The following is a 24290-nucleotide window of genomic DNA, read 5'->3' as shown; positions in this document are numbered from 1 at the left end:
TATCCATGCTACGTTCTTTCTGCGCTCTAGAATATTCTGCTGTATATGGCTACTTTTAGATTTTATGAAACTATTTTTAAGTATTGCTTCATCTTTTCATTAAGCCTGCATACGGGATAAGAAAAATTAATTAGCACCGACGTGAGTTTATTTTCACTAAAAGCGAATAAAAATGCATTTCATTGGGATGTGTGTGATTGATCGCGGTCATCGCGAAGGGGGCAAGAGAAAGGTAGTCTGCTGTTCCTCAAGGGAGCAGGTTAGAATATGCAATTGCAAAAATTAATCAATATGTTTGGCGGAAATCTTCAACGTCGTTACGGCGAGAAGATCCACAAGCTGACGCTACACGGTGGTTTTAATTGCCCTAACCGTGATGGCACGCTGGGGCGAGGCGGGTGTACGTTTTGTAATGTGGCCTCGTTTGCCGATGAACAGATGCAGCAACGTAGCATCGCGCAGCAGCTGGAAACGCAGGCAGGAAAGGTGAACCGGGCCAAACGCTATCTGGCTTACTTTCAGGCTTACACCAGCACCTATGCCGAAGTTCAGGTTCTGGAAAGTATGTATCAGGAAGCGCTGAAGCAGGCCGAAATGGTGGGGCTGTGCGTGGGCACCCGCCCTGACTGCGTGCCTGATGCGGTGCTGGATTTGCTGTCCCGCTATCATGAACAGGGTTACGAGGTCTGGCTGGAACTGGGGCTGCAAAGCGCGTGTGACAAAACGCTGCACCGAATTAATCGCGGACATGATTTCGCCTGCTATCAGGAAACCACACGCCGCGCGCGTGAGCGCGGTCTGAAAGTGTGTAGCCATCTGATTGTCGGTTTACCGGGAGAAGACGCCCAGCACTGTTTATCGACGCTAGAGCAGGTGGTTGAGACTGGCGTAGAGGGCATTAAGCTTCACCCTCTCCATATCGTGGAAGGCAGCACGATGGCGAAAGCCTGGCGAGCGGGAAGGCTGCCCGAGCTGGCGCTGGATCGCTACGTGGAGACGGCGGGAGAGATGATTCGCCATACGCCGCCGGAGGTGATCTATCACCGCATTTCTGCCAGCGCTCGCCGTCCGACCCTACTGGCACCGCTGTGGTGTGAAAACCGCTGGACGGGCATGGTGGAGCTGGATCGCTATCTGCAAACGCACGGTGTACAGGGTTCCGCGCTGGGGAAGCCCTACCGTTATGATGAAGTCTGATGTAGCAGACGATACTGCCCGTAGGGGCTGATATTTCGTGCTGTGAATCTGTGCGGCCGCACCGTATAAACCGTCGTTTTACGTTATGATGCGCGGGTTGGTGACTAAGGGAAATCGCTATGAAGCAAATTCGTCTGTTGGCTCAGTACTATGTTGATTTGATGGTAAAACTGGGGCTTGTCCGTTTTTCACTGCTGCTTGCCTCGGTATTGGTGCTGCTGGCGATGGTGGTGCAAATGGCGGTCACCCTGTTGCTCAGTGGGGAAGTCGAGAACATCGACGTCGTCCGCTCCATTTTCTTCGGGCTGTTGATTACGCCCTGGGCCGTTTATTTTCTCTCCGTGGTGGTGGAACAGCTCGAAGAGTCGCGCCAGCGGCTGTCGAAATTGGTAGCGAAGCTGGAAGAAATGCGCCATCGGGATCTGGAGTTGAACGAGCAGCTTCAGGAGAACATCGCGCAACTCAATCAGGAAATCGCCGACCGTATCAAAGCGGAAGACGCGCGTGTGCTGGTGATGAGCCGGCTTAAAGAAGAGATGTCTCGCCGCGAACAGGCGCAGATTGAGCTGGAGCAACAGTCGGCGTTGCTGCGCTCGTTCCTCGATGCCTCACCGGATTTGGTTTACTACCGTAACGAAGATAAAGAGTTTTCCGGCTGCAACCGGGCGATGGAACTGCTGGTAGGTAAAAGCCAGAAGCAGCTCATTGGCCTGACGCCGCAGGATGTTTACTCCCCCGATATTGCCGAGAAAGTGATGGAAACGGACGAGAAAGTGTTCCGTCATAACGTTTCTCTGACTTATGAGCAGTGGCTGGTTTACCCCGATGGTCGTAAAGCCTGCTTTGAGCTGCGTAAGGTGCCGTTTTATGACCGGATGGGCAAACGTCACGGGCTCATGGGGTTTGGACGCGATATAACGGAGCGTAAGCGCTACCAGGACGCGTTAGAGAACGCCAGTAGGGAGAAGACCACCTTCATCTCAACAATCAGCCACGAGCTTCGTACGCCGCTTAATGGCATTGTCGGGTTAAGTCGCATCCTGCTGGACACGCAACTTGACCCTGAACAGCAAAAATACCTGAAAACCATCCACGTCAGCGCGATTACGCTGGGCAATATCTTTAACGACGTGATTGAGATGGACAAACAGGAGCGCCGCAAGGTGCAACTGGATAACCAGCCGATCGATTTTACCGGTTTTCTGGTTGATCTGGAGAACCTCGGTGGCCTACTGGCGGAACCGAAAGGCCTGAAGCTGATTATGGACCAGCACTACCCTCTGCCGCAGAAAGTGATTACCGACGGAACGCGCCTGCGGCAGATTCTGTGGAACCTGCTCAGTAACGCGGTGAAATTCACGCCGAAGGGGGAGAACGGCGAAAAGGGCGAAATTGTGGTGCGCGTCTGGCATGAAAAGGGCGATCGCCTGCGCTTTGAGGTTGAAGATTCCGGGATGGGCATTCCGGCAGATGAGCTGGAAAAAATCTTCGCCATGTATTATCAGGTCAAAGACCAGCACGGTGGGAAGCCCGCAACGGGCACGGGAATCGGCCTGGCGGTGTCGAAACGTCTGGCACAGAATATGGGGGGCGATATCCAGGTTTCCAGCACACAAGGCAAGGGTTCCTGCTTTACCCTGACGGTCATTGCGCCGAGCGTCGATGAAGCAGGAAGCGGTCTGGACGACGACGATGATTTGCCGCTGCCAGCGCTTCACGTCTTGCTGGTGGAAGATATTGAGCTGAACGTAGTGGTCGCGCGTTCGGTGCTGGAAAAATTGGGTAATAGCGTGGATGTCGCCATGACCGGGCAGGACGCGCTGGATATGTTCGATCCCGATGAGTTCGATCTGGTGCTGCTTGATATTCAACTGCCGGATATGACCGGGCTCGACGTCGCGCGTCAGTTGCGTGCGCGCTATGGCAACCGCAGTCTGCCGCCGCTAGTGGCGCTGACGGCGAATGTGCTGAAAGATAAACGCGAATATGTGGATGCGGGGATGGATGATGTGCTCAGCAAGCCGCTATCGGTGCCTGCGCTGACGGCCGTCATCAAGCAATTCTGGGACACTCACACGGTGTGGACGGAAGAACCAGTGATTGAGGAGGGGACTGAAATGGCAAAAGCAGAAGAAGATCTACTGGATATCCCGATGCTTGAGCAGTATCTGGATTTGGTCGGGCCGAAACTGATTCATCAGAGTCTGGAAATGTTTGAACAGATGATGCCGGGCTATCTGGCGATTCTGGATTCCAACATGACGGCGCGTGACCAGAAGGGCATTACGGAAGAAGGGCACAAAATCAAAGGGGCGGCAGGTTCCGTCGGGTTACGGCATCTTCAGCAAGTTGCTCAGCAGATTCAGACGTCATCGCTACCAGCATGGTGGGATAACGTGCAGGAATGGGTCGATGAACTTAAGCACGACTGGCGTCATGATGTTCAGGTGCTGCGTGATTGGGTAGCAAAAGCAGAAAAAGAATCCTGATAGGTTCTGTGCAGCCACAGGGATGTGGCGAGTGGAACGGTTAGAAAAATTTTTTCATCTCACGCGAGATCATGCAAAAAGATGCCACATTGATCGGGGTTTACGAGTGAAGAAGGACAGGGAATGCGAGGCTTTGCACGTTTTCATACGGTAGAAAAAAATGACCCCGGCCGAAGCCGGGGTGCGCGAATTATGCGCCAACACCAGGGAAAACATGCACCTGCATTTAGATTTCAGGTTTTGTAAACTCGCAAGTGCGGATATTCGTGTCTTAACTAACTGTCTTAACGACATACAGCTTACAACAACAATTACAACCTAACTACTTTACATCTTCATCAAGCAACAAAATAGCAAATGTAGAAATCTTTGTTACAAGAATCATTAAAATGTGTGATGTAGATTAGTGTTTGTCAATTAAAAAATCAATTAGTTGATGTAATGAAATGAAGGAAAAGATGATGAAACGAGTCGGCATTGTCCTTAGTGGCTGTGGTGTTTATGACGGTTCCGAGATTCATGAAGCCGTGTTGACATTACTTGCGCTGGATCGCGCAGGCGCACAAGCGGTTTGCTTTGCGCCAGATAAGCCGCAATTACAGGTGGTTAATCACCTGACGGGTGACGTAACTGGTGAGAATCGCAACGTTTTAGCAGAATCGGCACGGATCGCCAGAGGAAAAATCCAGCCCCTTTCTACCGCGAATGCACAAGATTTAGATGCACTGATTGTGCCGGGTGGTTTTGGCGCGGCGAAAAATTTAAGTGACTTCGCGACGCAGGGATCGGCCTGTCAGATTGATGAAACGCTGCAATTGCTCACACAGGAAATTTATAAGCAAAATAAACCAATTGGTTTTATTTGCATCTCGCCCGCGTTACTGCCGACGATTTTGGGTGAACCTGTTCGCGTAACCATTGGTAACGATATTGATACCGCTGAAGCCGTCGAAGAGATGGGCGGTATCCACGTTGTTTGTCCGGTCGATGATATCGTGGTGGATGAGGAACATAAAATCGTGACGACACCAGCCTATATGCTGGCTAACTCCATCAGCGAAGCGGCACAAGGCATTGATAAGCTCGTGGCCCGCGTTTTGGATCTCACCGAATGAAGTGGAGTCGAGGGCGTGGAGGCTTGCTAGCGTGGCTGAAGCGCCTGATTGTTCGCAGTGTGTTAGTCGTCATCGGCGCGTGGCTGGCTGGCATCCTGCTGTTTTCCTTCCTGCCCGTACCGTTCTCCGCAGTGATGGTCGACAGGCAGATCAGCGCATGGTTGAAAGGTGAATTCTCCTATGTTGCCCATTCTGACTGGGTTTCGATGGAAGAAATTGCACCAGAAATGGCGCTGGCGGTGATGGCGGCGGAAGACCAAAAATTCCCTGATCACTGGGGCTTCGATCTGGATGCGATTGGGCAGGCATTAAAGCACAACGAGCGCAACACGCAGCGGATTCGTGGTGCCTCTACGCTCTCGCAGCAGATGGTGAAGAACCTGTTCCTGTGGGATGGGCGTAGCTGGGTGCGTAAGGGCCTTGAAGCGGGTATTACCACCGGGGTGGAGCTGGTCTGGACAAAACGGCGGATTCTTACGGTGTACCTGAATATCGCCGAGTTTGGTCCTGGTATTTTTGGCGTGGAGGCCGCTGCCAGACGTTATTTCAATAAGCCTGCCAGCAGACTGACGGCAAGTGAATCTGCCTTGCTGGCCGCGGTGCTGCCGAACCCCATTCGCTTTCGTGCGAATGCGCCCTCCAGCTATGTCATTCAACGCCAGCAGTGGATTTTGCGCCAGATGCGTCAGATGGGCGGAGATGCATTTTTGCGGGCTAACAATCTGAATTAACCCGTCTTGTTCGTTAGTATACCGAGAAATTTTTGCGTTAACGGTCGTGTTTTCGACATCAGGAGAAAGTATGCGGTTACGTTATTGGTCAGGTTTACTGGTTGCATTGTGTTGTGTGGCCTCTGTCGCCCGTGCGGACGCGGAGCCCAAAGCGTCATCCCCCGATAATCCCTACGCCTTCTTGCAACAGCACCAGCTATCCTCGGTAAAACAGCAGTTGCAGCAGAAAACGGAAAAGCCGCAGACGCGAATGGCGTACGAGCAGCTTATTTCGGAAGCCGATCGCGCGTTGAAAATTGCTAACCCTAGCGTGACGGAAAAGAAATCCACGCCACCCAGTGGTTCAAAGCATGATTATTTGAGCCTCAGCGCCTACTGGTGGCCCGATCCCGATAAAGCTGATGGTTTGCCTTGGATTCGTCGTGATGGGCAGGTAAACCCTGCCAGCAAGGATGATGAGACTGATGGGGTTAGGCTGGCAAAATTCACCGCCCAAACACAGGCGTTGACGCTGGCGTGGTACTTCTCGGGCAAACAGGCTTATGCCGATAAAGCGATATCGATGATCCGTACCTGGTTTATCGACCCTGCTACGCGGATGAACCCTAATCTCGATTTCGCGCAAGGTGTGCCGGGTATCGCGCCGGGCAGAGGGGCGGGCGTGTTGGACGGACGCTATTTTTCCACCCGTATTGTCGATTCGTTGCTCATCCTGCGTCACGCGCCGGGCTGGACGACGCAGGATGAGCAGCAGATGCAGAAATGGATGAGCGATTATCTGCACTGGCTGCAAACCAGCAAGTTGGGGAAAAAAGAGGCAACGGCGCAGAACAACCACGGTAGCTGGTATACCGTACAGGTGGCGGGGATTGCCTGGTATCTGGGCAAAATCGACGTGGTGAAATCCATGGCGCAATTGCAGCGGGAAAAGTTGGATCACCAACTGCAACCGGATGGTTCTCAGCCGGAGGAACTGGCGCGCACCCGATCTTTCCATTACAGCTACTTCAACCTTCAGGCGATAACGGATATGGCTATTCTGGCGTCCCGCGTTGGGGAGAATATCTGGCAATACCAAACGCCGAAGGGCAGTAGCGTGATAAAGGCGCTGGATTTTATGGCTCCGTATCTGGATGAAAATAAGGCGTGGCCGCGTAAGACGATGGACAGGCAAAGCAGCCGCCTTATTCCGCTGTTATTACAGGCGGAGCGAGGTGTAAAAGCGCCGCGTTACCAGACGCAAATCAAACAGGCAGGTTTTGCTGAATTACTCTCTGGAGCCGCGAGCGAACGGGATAAAGAACCGAGCCATATCAGCGTGGAAACCCGCCGTGCGCTCTGGTTGATTAATCCTGTTGCACCGTGATTTGGTTGTACGCTGACTTCATCGGGTGACAATACGACCCTGTCGAATCGAGATAAAAAAACCGCTGATGTCTTCATCAGCGGTTTTTGTTTTTAAAAAGGCAAACGTATTAGCGCGATAACAGGTTATTGCAGATAGGTGAAGGCCGTTGTCACGTGCTTCACACCGCCAACCTTACTGGCGATCTCTGCGGCGGAGGTGCCTTCACGCTGTGTTACCAAGCCTAACAGGAAGACTTCGCCATTTTCCGTGGTGACTTTTACGTTAGAGGATTTAACCGTGTCGCTTGCCAGGATTTGTGAGCGAACTTTGGTGGTGATCCAGGTATCCATGGAGGCGGTTCCCATTGAAACCGGCGTACCCTGACGTATCTCGTTGTAGACTTCGGCTGCACCTTCCACGCCAAGGGCAATTTGTTTAGCCCGGTTTGCCATTTCTGTATTTGGGGCCTGCCCTGTTAACAATACTTTCCCCTGATAAGCCGTCGCAATGATACGGGCCTCTTTTTTCAGCTGCTCGTCTTTGCTGATCGCATTCGTCACGCGGACTTCCAGTGTGCCATCGTCAACCTGCGTGCCTACAGTTCGCGGGTCTGTGGCTGTTTTGGTTGCCACGGCACTGCCAACAGCAACAACCCCGACACAGCCTTGTAGCAGCAGGGCGATAGACAGCACGGCAAATGCAGAACTTATCCTCATGTAGTGCTCCTTCAATCGTTCTGGTGTGGAAAAAGTGTGTTATCAATCAAATCGCACAGGCAATTTACTGTCAGCATGTGCATTTCCTGAATACGGGCGCTGCGGTGCGACGGGATGCGAATCTCCACATCCTGTGGCCCGAGCAGCCCAGCCAGTTCCCCGCCATCGTAACCAGTCAGGGCGACAATCGTCATGTCGCGGGTCACGGCAGACTCGACGGCCTTAACAATATCGCGGCTGTTGCCACGAGTTGAAATAGCCAGTAAGACGTCACCCGCCTGACCTAATGCTCTGACCTGTTTGGCATAGACTTCTTCATGCAAGCGGTCATTCGCTATCGCAGTTAAGACCACATTATCCGCATTAAGTGCGATGGCTGGTAAGCTGGGGCGTTCTGCCTCAAAACGGTTAATCATGCTGGCGGCAAAATGTTGTGCATTGGCTGCCGATGTTCCGTTGCCACAGCACAGAATTTTGTTGCCGTTCAGCAGAGACTGCACCATCGCAATCGCGCCACGGGAAATGGCGTCTGGCAAGGCTTCTGCCGCTGCAATCTGCGTTTGAATACTCTCGGTAAAACAAACTTTTATTCTATCCAGCACGTTGAGTTAACCTACGTAAATTGAAATCCATCAAGGATGGGCTGTCCCTGAGTGGTAAATGTATTATCCCTGTGCGGCAAAGGCGTTAGGGATCCAGTCGAACCGATCGCCCGTAATTGCCAGCACGTCAAAACGACAGTCGACCGTGTCAAAACTGGCGCCTCGCTGCGCCAACCACACGGCAGCGGCATGCAGCAACCGCTGCTGTTTGTGTCGGGTGACGCTGGCTGCCGCATCGCCAAAATGGGCGTTGCGCCGATAGCGCACTTCAACAAATACCCAGATATGGCGATCGCGCATAATTAAATCCAGTTCACCGCCGCGTAGCGTAACATTTGCCGCGGTGAAGGTCAGACCCGCGCGTTCAAGATAACGCCGGGCCTGTTGTTCATAAACTGCGCCAGCGGCCCGCTGGTTCAGAGAACCGGCACCAGCTGACCCTGACGATATTGCTGCCAGGTTAACTGCCGATTAATGGTGCAATCCGGCCCTGAGCTTAACATCCCCGTCGCCCCAGGAATCTGGTGACCCGGAATCTGGCGCATTTCACCAAAGTGGCTGGCGAGCGTCCAGGCATCCATCCCCATGGCATACAGGCGAACTAACGAGTAATCGTTTTTAAACTGGCTGCTGACCTGTTGCATCAGTGCCGGGTTCGCGCCTGCTAACAGCGGGATATCGCTGAACTGTAAACCTTCCATTTCGAGGCGGAAATCAGGGCCTAATCCAGCCTGGAAGCTACGTGAGCTGGCATAGAGCGCTGGACGTGCGCGTGAGGTCGTGCGCATGTCGATCATCGGCTTAATCAGCGCCAGCTCGTCTGGCGTTGCGATGATATAGACCGCATCGATATTGCCGCTAACGGACGAACTGACCGTCGGTTGAACCTGTGACGGAATGGTCAAGCCCCCGATGGTGGTGCCCGGCTGTGCCTGCTGTTGCGATACGCTGACAGGTTGGCCGCTCAGGCTTAAGCCTGCGCCGCTATTGATGGCCTGCTTTAACTCCGCCGTGTTGCCAAAGCGCTGCTGCAGAGGACTGGTGCCGCTTTGCTGGTTCCAGGCCTGAGCGAAGGCGTTGACGATACGGTCGCCCAGCGCACCGCGAGGGGCTAAGACCAGCGGCTGCTGTTTACCCTGCTGATGGATGAACTTGGCCGCGTCTCTGGCTTCATCTTCCGGAGAGAGGGCGAAATAGCAGATGTTAGGGCTATTTTCGACGTGCTCCGGCTGGTTCAATGCCAAAATATTCAGCGGCGACTGGCTATTCGCCAATTGATCCACTTCATTTTTCAACAGCGGACCAATGACCAGCGATGCGCCATCTTGTTGCGCCTGCGTGAGAATATTGGCCAGCGGTTGGGACGAGGTGTCATACACTTTTACCGGAAGCGAACTGGATGGCCCAGCGCTTGTCGGTTGTGCTTCGGGCGCTGGTGTCGTTGATGCAAGCGCCTGATCGCTGTATGGCGCAGGCGATTGAGCGCTCTGTCCATCAGATGATGGTGTTACCTGCCCGTCTTGCGTAGTGCCCGTTGCCGGTGCAGCAGGAGCAGATACGGGAGCGGTGGCTATCTGGCCATTCTTTGCTGCGTTAAAACCTTGCTGGATCGCATTGGCGAAAACCTGTGCCTGACCGTTAAGCGGCAACAGCAGCGCGATGCTACTTACAGACGACGGCTGATAATTGATGACCTGATTTAACTGCGTAGGCAGTTTTTTCGCAGCAGGGTGATGCGGATAACGGGTTTGCCAGTCCTGAATGGCGCTCTGTAGCTGGTCAGGGGATTCGCGGTTGTTCTGGTAGTTATTCAGCAAGTCCACCCAGCCCTGAAGCACATTTTCATTCGCGTTAATCAGCAGCGCCCCAGATTCCTGCGGTGACATTTGCGTCAATGCCAGCCACGTCTGATCGAGGTTCATTTGATGCTCGTCGCCTTTCAGCAGCGGCTCCTGAGCAATATAGGCGCGCAGCAGCTCAATGGACGTGCGCCCTTGCGCAGTTTTGATTTGCGTCTGGTAATAACGCTGCTTCTGCTGATCGGAAAGTGCGCTCACATCAAGCTGGCTCAGTGCTGCCTTGGCTGCATCCATATTGTTCTGGGCGACGGACAATTCCGCACTGAGTAGCTGCTGTTCTTGTTTTTGCGCCGCGCTCAGTTTTTCTGGGAGCGCGTTGAACTGCTGGCTTGCCTGAGGGGCTTTCCCTTCCTGTAACAGGGAACGAATAGCAAGTAATTGCCAGTCAGCCTTGTTATTATCGCTACTTTGCTGCATCTGTTGCAGATAATAATCGGATGATGCGTCAGCTTTGCCCTGAACCTCGGGTGGTGGGCTCTGCGGTGCTTGGCTTGGACAGCCTGCGAGAAACAGTGCCGCTAACAAAACAGGGATAGCACGCCCTGCCTGGGTACGGACGAAATGAAAGGGAAGCATACTGTATCCAGTGATTTTTTTTAAAGATGCTCAATATTAAATCGGCAACCCGGATGAAACAATGAATCAAGACCAACAAGCAGATATTTCTGCATCTACCCTCTACATTGTCCCCACGCCAATCGGCAATCTGGGCGACATCACGCAGCGTGCGCTGGCGGTATTGGCGAGCGTTGATCTGATCGCCGCAGAGGATACCCGCCATACCGGTCTGCTGTTACAACATTTTGCGATTAATGCGCGACTGTTCGCATTACACGATCACAATGAACAACAAAAAGCGGATGTGTTACTGGCTAAATTGCAGTCAGGACAAAGCATCGCGCTGGTTTCAGATGCGGGCACACCGCTGATTAACGACCCTGGCTACCATTTGGTTCGACGCTGCCGTGAAGCTGGCGTTCGCGTGGTGCCACTGCCGGGCGCGTGCGCGGCGATAACGGCGCTTTCCGCCTCTGGTCTGGCGTCTGACCGCTTTTGCTATGAAGGCTTTCTGCCTGCCAAAACCAAGGCGCGTAAAGATACGCTACGCGATCTAGGGGAAGAACGCCGTACGCTGATTTTCTACGAATCCACGCATCGCCTTTTGGACAGCCTGCAGGATATTAGCGAGGTGCTGGGAGCTGAGCGCTATGTGGTGCTGGCACGTGAAATTACCAAAACCTGGGAGTCGATTCACGGCGCACCCGTTGGCGAGCTGCTGGCCTGGATCAAAGAGGATGAGAATCGGCGCAAAGGGGAAATGGTGCTGATTGTGGAAGGGCATCAGGCTGATGACAGCGCGCTGTCGGCGGAAGCGCTGCGTACGCTAATGCTATTACGCGCTGAGTTACCGTTGAAGAAAGCGGCGGCGCTGGCGGCAGAGATTCACGGCGTGAAGAAAAACGCGCTTTACCGTTATGGGCTGGAGCAAGAAGGCGATAGCGGTGAATCGGGGGATGACAAGTAGGGCAATTTCCCCTATTATCCGCGCCGGAGTTGACCAGACAGTCGCCGCTTCACTGCCGTCCCTTTCGGGGGAGACAGGTGGAGGGGAGGAAAGTCCGGGCTCCATAGGGCAGGGTGCCAGGTAACGCCTGGGAGGCGCAAGCCTACGACTAGTGCAACAGAGAGCAAACCGCCGATGGCCCACGCAAGTGGGATCAGGTAAGGGTGAAAGGGTGCGGTAAGAGCGCACCGCGCGACTGGCAACAGTTCGTGGCACGGTAAACTCCACCCGGAGCAAGGCCAAATAGGGGTTCACATGGTACGGCCCGTACTGAACCCGGGTAGGCTGCTTGAGCCAGTGAGTGATTGCTGGCCTAGATGAATGACTGTCCACGACAGAACCCGGCTTAACGGTCAACTCCCTTCATCATAAAACCCCGCTTCGGCGGGGTTTTGCTTTATGGGGCAGGCAAGATGAATGACTGCCCACGACGCTTTTTATGAAAGAACGCGGCTTAACGGTCAACTCCCTTCATCATGAAACCGCCGCTTCGGCGGGGTTTTGCTTTATGGGGTAGGCAAGATGAATGACTGCCCACGACGCTTTTTATGAAAGAACGCGGCTTAACGGTCAACTCCCTTCATCATGAAACCGCCGCTTCGGCGGGGTTTTGCTTTAATGGGGATAGATAAAGTGAATGACTGTCCACGACGCTTTTTATGAAAGAACGCGGCTTAACGGTCAACTCCCTTCATCATAAAACTGTCGCTTCGGCGGGGTTTTGCTTTATGGGGCAGGAAAGATGAATGACTGTCCATGATGCTTATGAAATACTATATTGAGTGCTTTTAGAAGTGCTATTATTAGCGTGTTTAAGTTGTCTTTGATTAATCGAATTGAGTGGGCGAATTATGGCTTTCAATATCCTAACTAACACAGCGGCCAGTATCACTGAACTGAAACGCGACCCAATGGGGACAGTACGGGCTGCTGAAGGTGAGACTATCGCTATACTGAACCGGAATGAGCCTGCGTTCTATTGTGTGCCTCCCGCCATGTTCGCTTATTTAATGGAATTGGCTGAAGATGCAGAGCTGGGGCGTACTGTTGATGATCGTATGTCAGAGTTAGCTGACGCGGAAGAGATTTCGCTCGATGACCTATAAGTTAAAATTTGTGCCTTCTGCAATGAAGGAATGGAAAAAATTAGGGCATCCTGTCAGAGAACAATTCAAAAAAAAGCTAGTTGAGCGTTTAGAAAATCCTCGTGTTCCTTCAGCCCAGCTCCATGGTCGTAAGGACCAGTATAAAATTAAACTGAAGTCTGCTGGTTACAGGCTGGTGTATTTGGTTCAGGATGAGACCATTACGGTGATGGTCATGGGGGTTGGAAAGCGCGAAGGTAGTCAGGTTTATTCTGATACTAAAGGTCGCTCTGCTTAATCTGGTCTTTTGCGAGTTATCTATTCCTCGTCGGCAGTTTTTCTTGCCGTGTAATACCTTTCAAATTAATTGATGTTCTTCATCACATAACTCTGACTTTTTCTGTGTCATAAAGCGCGTAAAGTAAGGCCATCGCGTGCGGTTGCACGTTCGCTGACATCTTTCAGAGGATATGACTATGAGCAACACTTCCCGGATGCCTGCATTGTTCCTCGGCCATGGTAGCCCGATGAACGTGTTGGAAAACAATGTATATACGCAGGCATGGCAAACGCTGGGTGAGACGCTGCCGCGTCCGAAAGCGATTATTGCCGTTTCTGCCCACTGGTATACCCGTGGTACAGCTGTGACGGCGATGGAAAACCCACGCACCATCCATGATTTTGGCGGTTTCCCGCAGGCGCTGTTTGATACCCAGTATCCGGCACCGGGTTCACCTGAATTGGCGGCGAGAATCCAGCAGGTGCTGGCGCCATATCCCGTGACTGCCGATCAAAGCCAATGGGGTTTGGATCATGGTTCCTGGGGCGTGCTGATCAAGATGTATCCCGATGCGGATATTCCCGTTGTGCAACTGAGCGTGGACGGTACACAGCCTGCTGCGTACCACTACGAATTAGGGCGCAAGCTGGCGGCACTGCGTGATGAAGGCTTCATGATTGTCGCCAGTGGTAACGTCGTGCATAACCTGCGGATGGTGAAATGGGATGGTGATGCGGAGCCGTATCCGTGGGCAATCTCGTTCAATCAATTTGTGCGTGATAACCTGACGTATCAGGGGGACGACCATCCGCTGGTTAATTTCATGCAGCATGAAGGTGCCGCATTATCTAACCCGACGCCCGATCACTATTTCCCGCTGCTCTATGTACTGGGAAGCTGGGATGGCAAAGAAGCGATTAGTATTCCAGTCGATGGGCTCGAAATGGGCTCGCTGAGTATGCTGTCGGTGCAGGTGGGGTAATCCGCTTTTTGCTGCAGTAATGAATAAGGCACGGTGAAAACCGTGCCTTATTACTTTCAGTTTTGCGGCTTAATCCAGAATGGTGTGCGGATAGAAGCGCGAGAGATCTTGTGTGATCAGGGCGCGATCTTCACGTACGCCGATACCGCAAGGTTGATCGTTTACCAGCCAGCTACCAATCAGCGTGTAGCTATCGCCAAATTTCGGCAAAGGGTGATATTGCTGGACGATCATGCCTTCTTCGCCGTAAGGGCCGTCGGCTGACGCAATCTCTTTCCCATTTTCGATAATTTGGATGTTTGCCCCTTCGCGTGAAAACAGCGGCTTGGTGACGTAGCTGTCCAGCTTGGGATGTTCATCTTCCGCAAAGTAGGCAGGAAGCAGATTGGGATGATCTGGGAACATTTCCCACAACATCGGCAGCAGCGCTTTATTGGAAATGATGCTTTTCCAGGCGGGCTCCAGCCAACGCACGCCAGCATCTTCCAGTTTGGTGGAAAACATCTCGCGCAGCATGAATTCCCACGGATAGAGCTTGAACAGATTACCAATCACCTGATTTTCAGGATCGGTAAACTGACCTTTCTCTCCGAGGCCGATTTCTTCGATGTACAGAAATTCGCTCGGCAGGCCCGCTTCCAGCGCGCAATCCTGAAGATATTGCACTGTGCCGCGATCTTCTTCCGTATCCTGACAGCAGGCGAAGTGCAGCAAGCCGAAACCATGATTCAGTTTTAGCTCTTCAAAACGTTCGATCAGCTTTTCCTGAATGCTGTTGTACTGGTCAGAATTCTGCGGCAGATTCCCGGCGTTGATTTGATCTTCCAGCCAGAGCCATTGGAAAAAGGCGGCTTCGTACAGCGAGGTTGGCGTATCCGCATTATTTTCCAGCAGCTTGGCTGGAGATTTGCCGTCATACGCCAGATCGAGGCGTGAATATAGCGAAGGCTGATTGGTGCGCCACGAGTGTCTGACGAATTCCCAGGTGTGTTTGGGAATACGGAACTTGGCGAGCAGCGCGTCGCTATTAATGACTTTTTCCACCACCTGCAGACACATTTGATGCAGTTCCGCCGTGGTTTCTTCCAATTCTTCGATCTGAGCAAGAGTGAACTGGTAGTAAGCCTCTTCACTCCAGTAGGGCTCGCCGTACATGGTGTGGAAACGAAAACCAAACTCGGTCGCTTTTTCCTGCCAGTCAGGACGCGCTGTAATATCTATCCGCTTCATTCAATACGTCCTCAGCCGCCCATGCTACGGGAAGAGCTGGAACTTGAGCTGGCGCTGCTGCGCTGCATGCTGTTTTGCTTCGCGACGGTTTCACCAAAGCCACCACGGGTGATGGTCGAGGTCGTTGCAGGCTTCGGTGCCAGTGCGGTTTTTGGCACAGTCATCGTGCGGCCTGTTGTCGCATTACCGTAGTTTTTACCTGAAGCATCAACGAACTGGCCATTGGCCGGGCTAGCTGGTGTTTTTGGGCTGAATAGCGGCTGCTGTGCGAAACCAGCACCGCCACCCATCATGCGACCCATCATGTAACCGGCCATCAATGGCATCCAGGACATACCGCCGCCCTGCTGCGATTCTGCGGCCATACCAGCCTGTGCTGGCGCAGGCGTTTGGGTACATTGTGCTTCGCCGAATTCTGCTACGCAGTCTTCTTTCGTTGCGTATTTAGGTGCCGTTTTTTCCGCTTCTTTTAACGCATTATTGTACGCGGTGGTGCACTGGGCAGCCATTGACGGGTTAGCTGACGAACAGTCATCTGCATTCTGATAGAGAGAGACGGTTTCATCGGTTTGTTCACAGCCCGCGAGGAAAAATACGGCGCTGACGGCCAAAGCGACAGGTGCCAGACGGTGCGTTCGCCATTCCTTGCGGAACATTTCCTGATTAATATTTTTTGTACGTTTCATCGTGTTTATCCCAGAGCAAAGCATCACGGCTAATAACCAATAAGTGTGCCTAAGAATAGGGGAACGCTGCTTGAATTTAAAGCGGCAAGAGGTGTAACGGAGGGGGTCTTTACGTTGCTATACATTCTGTTGTGCAACGTTTCGCTTTATGGTGAGAGAAGACGGCTCCCGCCTTCTGATACCACGGCGTTATTCTGCTGGAAAGGTGTGGGGATGAAAAAGGGGAACCGTAGTTCCCCTCTGTATCGGTAAACGCTGCTAGCCGATTAACGCTGTGCCGAGGCGGTTGTTGCCAGCGGAGCGTTGTTATCCGTTACGGTCGGTGTCGTTGAAACCGGCTGACCCAGTGCCGCATTCAGAGCCTGCAGATCGGCTTCATTCAGCGTACCCTGCGCGGATTTGATGTTTAACTGATTGATCAGGTAATCATAGCGTGCGCTGGAGAGCTGCTGTTTCGCGTTATACAGTGTGGTGGTGGCATCCAGTACGTCAACGATGGTGCGCGTGCCTACCTGATAACCAGCTTCCATCGCATCCAGAGAGCTTTGTGCAGACACTTCAGCCTGTTTGTAAGCGTTGATGCTGCTGATGGAGGCAGAAATATTGTTAAACGATGAACGTACGGTCTGGATAACAGAACGGTGTGCGCTCTCCAGCAGTTCGCTGGCGCTGACGTAGCTGTGCTGAGCTTGTTTCACCTGTGAGTTGGTCGCGCCGCCGCTATAAAGTGGCAGAGTGAAGTTAATACCAACTTTATGCTGACCAGCGTCAGTATCATTGAAGTTGCCGCTATTCGTGCGGGAACCTGAATAACGGGTATCGCTCACGCCCGTCGATGCAGTGAGATCTAAGGTCGGCATGTAGCCTGTTTCAGCGGAACGAATCTGCTCACGGGCCAAATCCTGGCTCAAACGTGCGGACAGCAGGTTCAGGTTGCGGTTTTCAGCTTCTTTCAGCAGGTTGTTAACGGCTTCAGGCTTCTGCGTAGAGAAACGCTCGATGTTCAGGCCGGCCAACTGCGGGTAGAAATTGCCAGTAATCTGGCGCAGTGATTCCAACGCATTATCCAGCGTATTACGCGTCAACACTTCATTTGCCAACACGCTGTCATACTGGGCACGGGCGTTCTGAACGTCGGTAATGGCAACCAAACCCACGTTGAAACGCTGTGTCGTTTGATCCAACTGGCGATAAATCGCCTGCTTCTGCGCATTGATGTAGGACAGTGAGTCAATGGCACGCAGGACGTTGAAATAGGCGGTTGCTGTATTCAGCATCAGGTTTTGCTGGGCTGTCTGATAGGTGACGTCTTCAATGCCCGCTTGTTTTTCCTGCAACGTCAGCGCACGCCATTTGGACATGTCGAATAAGGTCTGAGTCAATTGCAGTGAAGCGCCTTTCACATTACTGTCGACGCCTTTGCTGTCACGGTAGCCTCTGTTATAGGTATAGTCAGCCCCTAAACCTAACTGTGGCAGTAATGGGCTGCGCGCTTGATTAATCTTTTCAAACGCGGCGTCGCGGGTTGCCGCAGAGCTGCGTAAATCAGGGTTGGTGCTTTTTGCCTGCTGGTAGACCTGTAACAGGTTTTCCGCCTGACTCATGGCGCTAAAACCGCCCAGGCTCAGACCAATCAGAAGAGGGAGCAATTTCTTCATTTGCATTCCTTGTTGTGCAGCAATCTCGCTATGGTAGCGCTGTCTGTAGACGAATAATTGTCGATTCTATCAGAATCTGCCAATAGGATAAGGTAGCTGAACGTGCCATCTTTCAGCGGAATATGTCCAAATGGTCAGGTAAATTGACCCGTTGGATGATCCAGTGCGACGTTTTGCTGTTCAGTAAGGTACCGAAACGTGATGCGATGGACGGAAATCCCCTTCGCCGACGTCACGCCTAATAAACGTTCAAAAACAATGATGAGTATAATGACAGCGGAATCCGCCATACAATACCGGATTCCATTAATACTTGTTACAGGAGTGCAGCCATGGCGTCTTCCGTATCCGGTCCGGTTACTTTCACCAAAGATGATGTAGAAATTATTGCACGCGAAACGCTGTACGACGGTTTTTTTTCGCTGGAGCGTTACCGATTCCGCCATCGCTTGTTTAATGGCGGTATGAGCGGTGAAGTTAGCCGTGAGATCCTGGAGCGTGGCCATGCCGTGGTGTTGCTGCCTTACGATCCCGTACGTGATGAAGTGGTATTAATAGAACAGATTCGCATTGCTGCCTATGACACCAGCGCGTCTCCCTGGCTGTTTGAGCTGGTGGCTGGCATGATTGAACCGGGAGAAAGCCACGAAGAGGTGGCGCGGCGCGAAGCGCAGGAAGAAGCGGGGCTAAGGGTTGGCCGTTGTCGACCGATAATCAACTATCTCGCTAGCCCCGGTGGCACCAGCGAACGTCTGGCGGTGATGGTCGGCGAAGTCGATACGCGAACGGCAAAAGGCATTCATGGTCTGTCGGAAGAGAATGAAGATATTCGCGTACATGTCGTGAGCCGTGAACAAAGTTATCAATGGGTTGAAGAAGGCATCGTTGATAACGCTGCGTCTGTCATTGCCTTGCAATGGTTGGCGTTGCACCATGAAGAACTGAAACGCGCGTGGGTGGATTGATTTATGAAACGTTATACTCCGGATTTCCCTGCCATGATGAGGCTATGTGAAACCAACTTCATGCAATTACGGCGTTTGTTGCCTAAAATTGATGAAGTCGGTGAAATCGCGGTTTATCACGTCAATAATGCGATCTATCAACTGACGATTCTTGAGTCTACCCGCTATACCTCATTGGTCGAAATTAAGCAGACAGCGCCCGCTGTCAGCTACTGGAGTCTGCCAATGATGAGCGTTAGGTTGTATCATGATGCATTGGTTGCGGAAGTGTGTGCCAGCCAGCAGATCTTTCGCTTCAAAGCACGTTATGATTATCCTAATAAGAAGTTACATCAGCGTGACGAAAAGCATCAAATTAATCAGTTTCTTGCTGATTGGCTGAAGTATTGTTTGGCGTATGGTTCGATGTCGATACCGGTTTTTGATACCCAATAGATTTCAAGACGCAGGGTGGCGATAGCCGAGCCGTCAAGGGAAGCTAGCGTATTCTGCAATTTGAGAGATGACGGGTAGAGACAGATTTACGTAACCAAGGACACCATTTGGAAAGCCTGTTGACACTGCCTGTGGCGAGTGGCGCCAGAGTCAGGATTTTACAAATAACAGATACCCACCTTTTTGCGGGCGAGCATGAAACCTTGCTGGGTATCAACACCTATCGTAGCTATCACGCTGTGCTGAATGCCATCAAGGCTCGGCAGGATGCGTTCGATTTAATCGTGGCGACGGGCGATTTGGCGCAGGATCACACGCTGGAAGCCTATCATCACTTCTCGCGCGGCATTGCGCAGATCCCTGCACCTTGCGTATGGCTTCCCGGTAACCATGATTTCCAGCCGGCGATGGTTGATGCATTGGCTGAGGCCGGTATTGCGCCATCCAAGCATGTGCTGCTGGGTGACAAGTGGCAGATTATTTTGTTGGATAGTCAGGTATTTGGCGTCCCGCATGGTGAACTGAGTGAATACCAGCTTGAATGGCTGGAGCGCAGCCTGAAAAGTCAGCCCGATCGCTTTACGTTGCTACTGCTGCACCATCATCCGCATCCTTCCGGCTGTACCTGGCTCGATCAACACAGCCTGCGTAACGCGCATAGCCTGTCTGCGGTGCTGGATCGTTATCCGCAGGTGAACACCGTGCTGTGTGGACATATTCATCAGGAGATGGATTTTGACTGGCATGGTCGCCGCTTGTTGGCGACGCCATCGACTTGCGTACAGTTTAAACCGCACTGCACTAACTTCACGATTGATGATGTCGCACCGGGATGGCGCTATCTGGACCTGTTTCCGGATGGTCGTCTGGAAACTGAGGTCTATCGTCTGTCGGGCAGCGAATTCCTGCCTGACATGGATTCGGACGGTTACTAATGCCCACGCTTCTTTATCTGCACGGCTTCAACAGTACGCGGCAGTCGGCGAAAGCGACCGCGCTGAAAACGTGGCTGGCAGAACAGCATCCTGAAATTGATATGATAATTCCACAGCTTCCGCCTTATCCGGCAGAGGCCGCCGAGATGATGGAATCATTGATTATGGAACGTGCTGGCCGCCCGGTAGGGATTGTTGGTTCTTCCCTCGGTGGTTATTATGCCACCTGGTTATCCCAGTGTTTTATGCTGCCTGCCGTAGTGGTGAATCCCGCGGTGAGGCCGTTTGAACTGTTGCTGGACCATCTGGGCGAATACCAGAACCCCTACACCGGTGAACAATATGTGCTAGAGTCTCGGCACGTTTACGATCTGAAGGTCATGCAGGTTGACCGACTGGAATCGCCGGATTTGCTCTGGCTGCTGTTGCAGACGGGGGATGAGGTTCTGGATTATCGTCAGGCAGTCGCGTATTACACCGCCTGCCGTCAAACTGTGGAGTCAGGGGGCAATCATGCCTTTGTCGGATTTGAGCATTTTTTCACGCCAATTGTGAATTTCTTAGGGCTCACGACAGACTGAATCGCCACCTATGCATTATGGATTGAAAAACGACTCGCGAAGGCGCGGTTCGTTAAACCCCATTCACTGAACTCAAAGAATTAACGCAAACTATGGCTCAATCAAGTTATAACGCTGATGCGATTGAAGTACTCAGCGGACTGGAACCGGTGCGCCGTCGTCCGGGAATGTACACCGATACCACGCGTCCTAACCATCTGGGGCAAGAGGTCATAGACAACAGCGTTGACGAAGCGCTGGCGGGTCATGCGCGCCGTATTGATGTGATTCTGCACGCCGATCAGTCGCTGGAAGTGATTGACGATGGCCGTGGGATGCCGGTGGACATTCACCCGGAAGAGGGTGTGCCTGCCGTTGAGCTGATTCTGTGTCGTCTGCACGCAGGCGGTAAATTTTCCGGTAAAAACTACCAGTTCTCGGGCGGCTTGCACGGCGTAGGGATTTCCGTGGTGAACGCCCTGTCTACCCGTGTTGAAGTCACCGTTAAACGCGACGGTCAGGTGTATGACATCGCGTTTGCCAACGGCGATAAAGTGCAGGAGCTCACTGTAACGGGCACCTGCGGGCGTCGTAACACCGGGACGCGTGTACACTTCTGGCCAGATGAGAAGTTCTTCGACAGCGCCCGTTTTTCCGTCTCTCGTTTGACGCACCTGCTGAAGGCCAAAGCGGTCTTATGCCCCGGTGTGGAAATCATCTTTAAAGACAAAGTTAATAATACCGAGCAGCGCTGGTGCTATCAGGATGGTCTGAACGACTACCTGTGCGAAGCGGTGAATGGCCTGATTACGCTGCCGGAAAAACCGTTTCTGGGGTCGATTACTGGCGATACCGAAGCCGTAGACTGGGCGCTGCTGTGGCTGCCGGAAGGCGGTGAACTGTTGATGGAAAGCTACGTCAACCTTATTCCGACGCCAATGGGCGGGACACACGTTAACGGCCTGCGTCAGGGGTTGCTGGATGCGATGCGTGAATTCTGCGAATTCCGCAATATTCTGCCGCGCGGCGTGAAGCTGAGCGCAGACGATATCTGGGAACGTTGTGCTTACGTGCTGTCAGTCAAAATGCAGGAACCGCAGTTTGCCGGGCAGACCAAAGAACGTCTTTCTTCTCGTCAATGCGCCGCGTTTGTGTCCGGCGTGGTGAAAGATGCCTTCAGCCTGTGGCTGAACCAGAACGTGCAGGCGGCGGAGCAGTTGGCCGAGCTGGCGATTTCCAGCGCTCAGCGTCGTATGCGCGCCGCCAAGAAAGTGGTGCGTAAAAAGCTGACTAGCGGGCCAGCGCTACCGGGCAAGCTGGCCGATTGTACCTCGCAGGATCTCAGCCGAACCGAGCTGTTTCTGGTGGAAGGGGACTCGGCAGGTGGATCGGCGAAGCAGGCGCGCGAGCGTGAATTTCAGGCGATCATGCCGCTGAAAGGTAAGATCCTGAATACCTGGGAAGTCTCCTCCGATGAGGTGCTGGCGTCGCAGGAAGTGCATGATATTTCGGTGGCGATCGGCATCGATCCTGACAGCGACGATCTCAGCCAACTACGTTACGGTAAGATCTGTATTCTGGCGGATGCGGATTCTGATGGTCTGCACATCGCGACGCTGCTGTGCGCGCTGTTTGTCCGCCATTTCCGGGCGCTGGTTCAGGGTGGACACGTTTATGTCGCGATGCCGCCGTTGTACCGCATCGATCTGGGCAAAGAGGTCTACTACGCGCTGGACGAAGAGGAAAAAGCAGGCGTTCTGGAACAGCTTAAGCGCAAGAAAGGCAAGCCGAACGTTCAGCGTTTTAAAGGGTTGGGCGAAATGAACCCGCTACAGTTGCGCGAAACCACGTTGGATCCGAATACGCGCCGTCTGGTGCAGTTGACCATCAAAGAAGACGACATCGATCAGACGATGGCGATGATGGATATGCTGCTGGCGAAGAAACGCTCGGAAGATCGCCGCAACTGGCTGCAAGAGAAGGGTGACAAGGCGGAGATCGAGGTCTAACCGCCACACGATTCACCGTACGCTCAGAAGCGATTCGTTAACCCGTATTATCGCCTGTTTTCGAGATGTTCACTCGAACTGCGAAAACAGGCATATTCCTCTGTTTTATCCCGATCCTGCCAGTAACCTAACCTGATAACCCAGCAACGGAAAAGCGCTGTCTCAATAAGCGTATTCAGCACAGGGAGAAACCATGCAATACACCAAACTTGGCAACAGCGACCTCACCGTTTCCCGTATATGTATGGGCTGTATGGGGTTCGGTGACGCATCCACAGGACAGCATAGTTGGACGCTTGGAGAGGCAGAAAGCCGCGAGATCATCCGTTATGGCCTGGAAAATGGCATCAACTTTTATGACACCGCCATCGCCTATCAACGCGGTTCCAGTGAGCGCTATGTCGGCAAGGCCCTGCGCGATATGGCGAAACGCGATGATGTGGTGGTCGCCACCAAGTTCCTGCCGCGCACCCAGCAACAGATTTCAGACGGGCTGAGCTTGCCGCCCGACACCGCGTGTCAATGACCGAGATTTCACTGGCGTGGCTGCTCACCAAAGTTACCGCCCCCGTGGCCGGGGCAACGAAGAAACACCATATCGACGGCGCGGTGAAAGCGGTGGATTTGACGCTGAGCGACGATGAAATTCGCTATCTGGAAGAAAGCTACCAGCCACATAAACTGGTCGGCGTCATGGCACAGAATACCCCGCAGACGCAGGCTAAAAAGCAGGCATAGAGGCGTTGATGTGTCATTGCCTAAAACATTTCTCAGCGGTTTTATCCCTGCCGGGGTAAATAAGTCGCTTCGGCAGAGCGGTGTTTGACGTGGCAGCCATTTACAGGTGACTGCGGTATGATGCGAACACACGATAACGCTTGGTAAATACCGAATCGATGGCAGGTGTACGCGGGTATGAAAGTCACGCTTGAGGAACTTCAGGCTTTTGTGGTGGTGATCGACACCGGTTCGATCACGGCGGCAGCGGAACAACTGGGACAAACTACGTCGGGCATCAGTCGGGCGCTGCGGCGTCTGGAGGACAAACTGGGCACGACTTTGCTGCACCGAACCACGCGACGTCTCTCCCTTTCCGAAGAAGGCACGATGTTTCTTGAGCACGCCCGTGGCGTGCTTCACGCGGTGGAACACGCTGAAGAGCAGGTACTGCTGCGCCACGAGCAACCGAGCGGGCGGCTGCGGGTCAATTCGGCCTCGGCGTTTATGCAGCATGTGATCGTGCCGCTGGTGCCGGAGTTTCGCCGTCGGTATCCTAAAATCATTCTTGAGCTCAATACCGATGATTTCGTTATTGATTTACTTGAGCAGCATACCGATATCGCGATTCGCATCGGTACGTTAAAAGATTCCACCATTCACGCCCGACCGCTCGGCGCAAGCAAGCTACACATCGTCGCCAGCCCTGATTATTTACAGCAGCATGGTACGCCGATGACGGTTGAGTCATTGGCCGATCATATTTGCCTGGGGTTTACTCAGGTGGAGTCGCTGAATCACTGGCCATTACGGCACGGACTTCAGAATTTCTATCCCATCACCCCCGCGCTGCTGGCATCAAACGGTGAGATATTGCGTCAGTTGGCGCTGCGGGGCGAAGGGATTGTGCGCATGTCTACCTTCCTGATTCGGGACGATTTGGCGGCGGGGCGGCTGGTGCCGATCCTCACCGAGGAGACCGTGGAGGCTAGCTTGCCGGTTTACGCGGTGTATTACCGCAATAGCCAATTGGCGGCGCGCATTACCTGTTTTCTGGATTTCATGAGCGAGACGCTCACGGAAAATCCGCTGTGAGATGGTGACTCACAGCGGTGGAGAGACGCGTA

At 53.0% G+C, this 24290-nt stretch carries 23 protein-coding genes, 1 other RNA gene and 1 pseudogene; 17 read left to right on the top strand and 8 right to left on the bottom strand.

The genetic code is table 11. The annotated features are described in order from the left end of the window. Positions 1-267 precede the first annotated feature (267 nt). The 5 genes from mnmL (at position 268) to I2D83_RS20345 (ending at position 6898) form a co-directional block, all read left to right on the top strand. On the top strand, positions 268-1197 hold the full coding sequence (gene mnmL, locus I2D83_RS20365) for a tRNA modification radical SAM protein MnmL/YtqA (protein WP_181845767.1): 930 nt from the start codon (positions 268-270) through the stop codon (positions 1195-1197). Positions 1198-1316: 119 nt separating this feature from the next. Continuing rightward, complete coding sequence (gene arcB / locus I2D83_RS20360) at positions 1317-3686, top strand: aerobic respiration two-component sensor histidine kinase ArcB (protein WP_205947217.1); 2370 nt, start codon at positions 1317-1319, stop codon at positions 3684-3686. 461 nt (positions 3687-4147) lie between these two features. Continuing rightward, entirely contained in the window at positions 4148-4801 is a 654-nt protein-coding gene (gene elbB / locus I2D83_RS20355) for an isoprenoid biosynthesis glyoxalase ElbB (protein ID WP_012773020.1), read from the top strand. Continuing rightward, positions 4798-5532, top strand: a complete 735-nt coding sequence (mtgA, locus tag I2D83_RS20350; RefSeq protein WP_012773021.1) for a monofunctional biosynthetic peptidoglycan transglycosylase — start codon at positions 4798-4800, stop codon at positions 5530-5532. The genes elbB and mtgA overlap by 4 nt, the downstream gene beginning before the upstream one ends. A gap of 70 nt (positions 5533-5602) precedes the next feature. Continuing rightward, complete coding sequence (locus tag I2D83_RS20345) at positions 5603-6898, top strand: alginate lyase family protein (protein ID WP_205947216.1); 1296 nt, start codon at positions 5603-5605, stop codon at positions 6896-6898. 125 nt (positions 6899-7023) lie between these two features. Here I2D83_RS20345 and dolP read toward each other — a convergent pair whose 3' ends face one another. The 4 genes from dolP to I2D83_RS20325 all read right to left on the bottom strand — a co-directional run bounded on the left by dolP (position 7024) and on the right by I2D83_RS20325 (position 10633). Then, complete coding sequence (gene dolP / locus I2D83_RS20340; RefSeq protein ID WP_012773023.1) at positions 7024-7596, bottom strand: division/outer membrane stress-associated lipid-binding lipoprotein; 573 nt, start codon at positions 7594-7596, stop codon at positions 7024-7026. An 11-nt stretch (positions 7597-7607) separates the two neighbouring features. Beyond that, the gene (diaA, locus tag I2D83_RS20335) at positions 7608-8198 is read right to left on the bottom strand and encodes a DnaA initiator-associating protein DiaA (RefSeq protein WP_012773024.1); all 591 of its coding nucleotides are present in this window, start codon (positions 8196-8198) and stop codon (positions 7608-7610) included. Positions 8199-8261: 63 nt separating this feature from the next. Next, positions 8262-8618, bottom strand: coding sequence for a YraN family protein (locus I2D83_RS20330; RefSeq protein WP_300998014.1), 357 nt, complete (start codon positions 8616-8618; stop codon positions 8262-8264). Then, complete coding sequence (locus I2D83_RS20325; RefSeq protein ID WP_181829974.1) at positions 8615-10633, bottom strand: penicillin-binding protein activator; 2019 nt, start codon at positions 10631-10633, stop codon at positions 8615-8617. Before I2D83_RS20325 ends, I2D83_RS20330 begins: the two co-directional genes overlap by 4 nt. Positions 10634-10694: 61 nt before the next feature. Between I2D83_RS20325 and rsmI the strand changes: the two genes are divergently transcribed. From rsmI to ygiD, 5 genes are all read left to right on the top strand, one after another. After that, on the top strand, positions 10695-11582 hold the full coding sequence (gene rsmI / locus I2D83_RS20320; RefSeq protein WP_205947215.1) for a 16S rRNA (cytidine(1402)-2'-O)-methyltransferase: 888 nt from the start codon (positions 10695-10697) through the stop codon (positions 11580-11582). Positions 11583-11607: 25 nt separating this feature from the next. After that, positions 11608-11986: RNase P RNA component class A (rnpB, locus tag I2D83_RS20315), an RNA gene on the top strand. Positions 11987-12472: 486 nt separating this feature from the next. Beyond that, the gene (locus I2D83_RS20310) at positions 12473-12727 is read left to right on the top strand and encodes a type II toxin-antitoxin system Phd/YefM family antitoxin (protein ID WP_180778477.1); all 255 of its coding nucleotides are present in this window, start codon (positions 12473-12475) and stop codon (positions 12725-12727) included. Further along, positions 12717-13004, top strand: a complete 288-nt coding sequence (locus I2D83_RS20305; protein WP_012822123.1) for a type II toxin-antitoxin system RelE family toxin — start codon at positions 12717-12719, stop codon at positions 13002-13004. The genes I2D83_RS20310 and I2D83_RS20305 overlap by 11 nt, the downstream gene beginning before the upstream one ends. Before the next feature lie 178 nt (positions 13005-13182). Beyond that, positions 13183-13968, top strand: coding sequence for a 4,5-DOPA-extradiol-dioxygenase (gene ygiD, locus I2D83_RS20300; RefSeq protein WP_012773028.1), 786 nt, complete (start codon positions 13183-13185; stop codon positions 13966-13968). Between the two features lie 69 nt (positions 13969-14037). Here ygiD and I2D83_RS20295 read toward each other — a convergent pair whose 3' ends face one another. From I2D83_RS20295 to I2D83_RS20280, 4 genes are all read right to left on the bottom strand, one after another. Next, on the bottom strand, positions 14038-15198 hold the full coding sequence (locus tag I2D83_RS20295) for a glutathionylspermidine synthase family protein (RefSeq protein WP_180778474.1): 1161 nt from the start codon (positions 15196-15198) through the stop codon (positions 14038-14040). 11 nt (positions 15199-15209) lie between these two features. Continuing rightward, a complete protein-coding gene (locus tag I2D83_RS20290) occupies positions 15210-15884 on the bottom strand; it encodes a DUF1190 family protein (protein WP_012773030.1) in 675 nt (224 codons plus the stop codon). Between the two features lie 266 nt (positions 15885-16150). Next, complete coding sequence (gene tolC, locus I2D83_RS20285) at positions 16151-17542, bottom strand: outer membrane channel protein TolC (RefSeq protein ID WP_205947214.1); 1392 nt, start codon at positions 17540-17542, stop codon at positions 16151-16153. Between the two features lie 134 nt (positions 17543-17676). Further along, positions 17677-17832 (bottom strand): hypothetical protein, encoded by a 156-nt coding sequence (locus I2D83_RS20280; protein WP_012773032.1) that lies wholly within the window; start codon positions 17830-17832, stop codon positions 17677-17679. Positions 17833-17874: 42 nt separating this feature from the next. On the opposite strand from I2D83_RS20280, the gene nudF reads away from it, so the two are divergent. The 7 genes and pseudogenes from nudF to I2D83_RS20245 all read left to right on the top strand — a co-directional run bounded on the left by nudF (position 17875) and on the right by I2D83_RS20245 (position 24258). After that, a complete protein-coding gene (nudF, locus tag I2D83_RS20275) occupies positions 17875-18507 on the top strand; it encodes an ADP-ribose diphosphatase (RefSeq protein WP_181845775.1) in 633 nt (210 codons plus the stop codon). A 3-nt stretch (positions 18508-18510) separates the two neighbouring features. Then, the gene (locus tag I2D83_RS20270) at positions 18511-18942 is read left to right on the top strand and encodes a DUF1249 family protein (protein WP_012773034.1); all 432 of its coding nucleotides are present in this window, start codon (positions 18511-18513) and stop codon (positions 18940-18942) included. A 107-nt stretch (positions 18943-19049) separates the two neighbouring features. Beyond that, the gene (gene cpdA / locus I2D83_RS20265; protein WP_012773035.1) at positions 19050-19877 is read left to right on the top strand and encodes a 3',5'-cyclic-AMP phosphodiesterase; all 828 of its coding nucleotides are present in this window, start codon (positions 19050-19052) and stop codon (positions 19875-19877) included. Then, positions 19877-20458: an esterase YqiA gene (gene yqiA, locus I2D83_RS20260; protein ID WP_205947213.1), complete on the top strand. Its 582-nt coding sequence runs from the start codon at positions 19877-19879 to the stop codon at positions 20456-20458. The genes cpdA and yqiA overlap by 1 nt, the downstream gene beginning before the upstream one ends. 92 nt (positions 20459-20550) lie before the next feature. After that, positions 20551-22446, top strand: coding sequence for a DNA topoisomerase IV subunit B (gene parE / locus I2D83_RS20255; RefSeq protein WP_180778471.1), 1896 nt, complete (start codon positions 20551-20553; stop codon positions 22444-22446). A 193-nt stretch (positions 22447-22639) separates the two neighbouring features. Then, positions 22640-23184, top strand: a pseudogene (locus tag I2D83_RS20250) (aldo/keto reductase). 177 nt (positions 23185-23361) lie between these two features. After that, positions 23362-24258 carry a LysR family transcriptional regulator gene (locus I2D83_RS20245; RefSeq protein ID WP_205947212.1) on the top strand — a complete coding sequence of 299 codons (897 nt, stop codon included), beginning with the start codon at positions 23362-23364 and terminating at the stop codon, positions 24256-24258. Positions 24259-24290: the final 32 nt, after the last annotated feature.

Source organism: Pectobacterium aroidearum (assembly GCF_015689195.1).
Classification (GTDB): domain Bacteria; phylum Pseudomonadota; class Gammaproteobacteria; order Enterobacterales; family Enterobacteriaceae; genus Pectobacterium; species Pectobacterium aroidearum.
The sequence above is the reverse complement of the archived record's forward strand: the minus strand, read 5'-3'. Positions and strand labels throughout refer to the sequence as shown.

What these genes read in the sequence shown, in the direction of transcription:
- mnmL (WP_181845767.1), top strand. Translation starts at nt 268, where the DNA reads ATGCAATTGCAAAAATTAATCAATATGTTTGGCGGAAATCTTCAACGT.
- arcB (WP_205947217.1), top strand. Translation starts at nt 1,317, where the DNA reads ATGAAGCAAATTCGTCTGTTGGCTCAGTACTATGTTGATTTGATGGTA.
- elbB (WP_012773020.1), top strand. Translation starts at nt 4,148, where the DNA reads ATGAAACGAGTCGGCATTGTCCTTAGTGGCTGTGGTGTTTATGACGGT.
- mtgA (WP_012773021.1), top strand. Translation starts at nt 4,798, where the DNA reads ATGAAGTGGAGTCGAGGGCGTGGAGGCTTGCTAGCGTGGCTGAAGCGC.
- I2D83_RS20345 (WP_205947216.1), top strand. Translation starts at nt 5,603, where the DNA reads ATGCGGTTACGTTATTGGTCAGGTTTACTGGTTGCATTGTGTTGTGTG.
- dolP (WP_012773023.1), bottom strand. Translation starts at nt 7,596, where the DNA reads ATGAGGATAAGTTCTGCATTTGCCGTGCTGTCTATCGCCCTGCTGCTA.
- I2D83_RS20325 (WP_181829974.1), bottom strand. Translation starts at nt 10,633, where the DNA reads ATGCTTCCCTTTCATTTCGTCCGTACCCAGGCAGGGCGTGCTATCCCT.
- rsmI (WP_205947215.1), top strand. Translation starts at nt 10,695, where the DNA reads ATGAATCAAGACCAACAAGCAGATATTTCTGCATCTACCCTCTACATT.
- I2D83_RS20310 (WP_180778477.1), top strand. Translation starts at nt 12,473, where the DNA reads ATGGCTTTCAATATCCTAACTAACACAGCGGCCAGTATCACTGAACTG.
- I2D83_RS20305 (WP_012822123.1), top strand. Translation starts at nt 12,717, where the DNA reads ATGACCTATAAGTTAAAATTTGTGCCTTCTGCAATGAAGGAATGGAAA.
- ygiD (WP_012773028.1), top strand. Translation starts at nt 13,183, where the DNA reads ATGAGCAACACTTCCCGGATGCCTGCATTGTTCCTCGGCCATGGTAGC.
- I2D83_RS20295 (WP_180778474.1), bottom strand. Translation starts at nt 15,198, where the DNA reads ATGAAGCGGATAGATATTACAGCGCGTCCTGACTGGCAGGAAAAAGCG.
- I2D83_RS20290 (WP_012773030.1), bottom strand. Translation starts at nt 15,884, where the DNA reads ATGAAACGTACAAAAAATATTAATCAGGAAATGTTCCGCAAGGAATGG.
- tolC (WP_205947214.1), bottom strand. Translation starts at nt 17,542, where the DNA reads ATGAAGAAATTGCTCCCTCTTCTGATTGGTCTGAGCCTGGGCGGTTTT.
- I2D83_RS20280 (WP_012773032.1), bottom strand. Translation starts at nt 17,832, where the DNA reads ATGGCGGATTCCGCTGTCATTATACTCATCATTGTTTTTGAACGTTTA.
- nudF (WP_181845775.1), top strand. Translation starts at nt 17,875, where the DNA reads ATGGCGTCTTCCGTATCCGGTCCGGTTACTTTCACCAAAGATGATGTA.
- I2D83_RS20270 (WP_012773034.1), top strand. Translation starts at nt 18,511, where the DNA reads ATGAAACGTTATACTCCGGATTTCCCTGCCATGATGAGGCTATGTGAA.
- yqiA (WP_205947213.1), top strand. Translation starts at nt 19,877, where the DNA reads ATGCCCACGCTTCTTTATCTGCACGGCTTCAACAGTACGCGGCAGTCG.
- parE (WP_180778471.1), top strand. Translation starts at nt 20,551, where the DNA reads ATGGCTCAATCAAGTTATAACGCTGATGCGATTGAAGTACTCAGCGGA.
- I2D83_RS20245 (WP_205947212.1), top strand. Translation starts at nt 23,362, where the DNA reads ATGAAAGTCACGCTTGAGGAACTTCAGGCTTTTGTGGTGGTGATCGAC.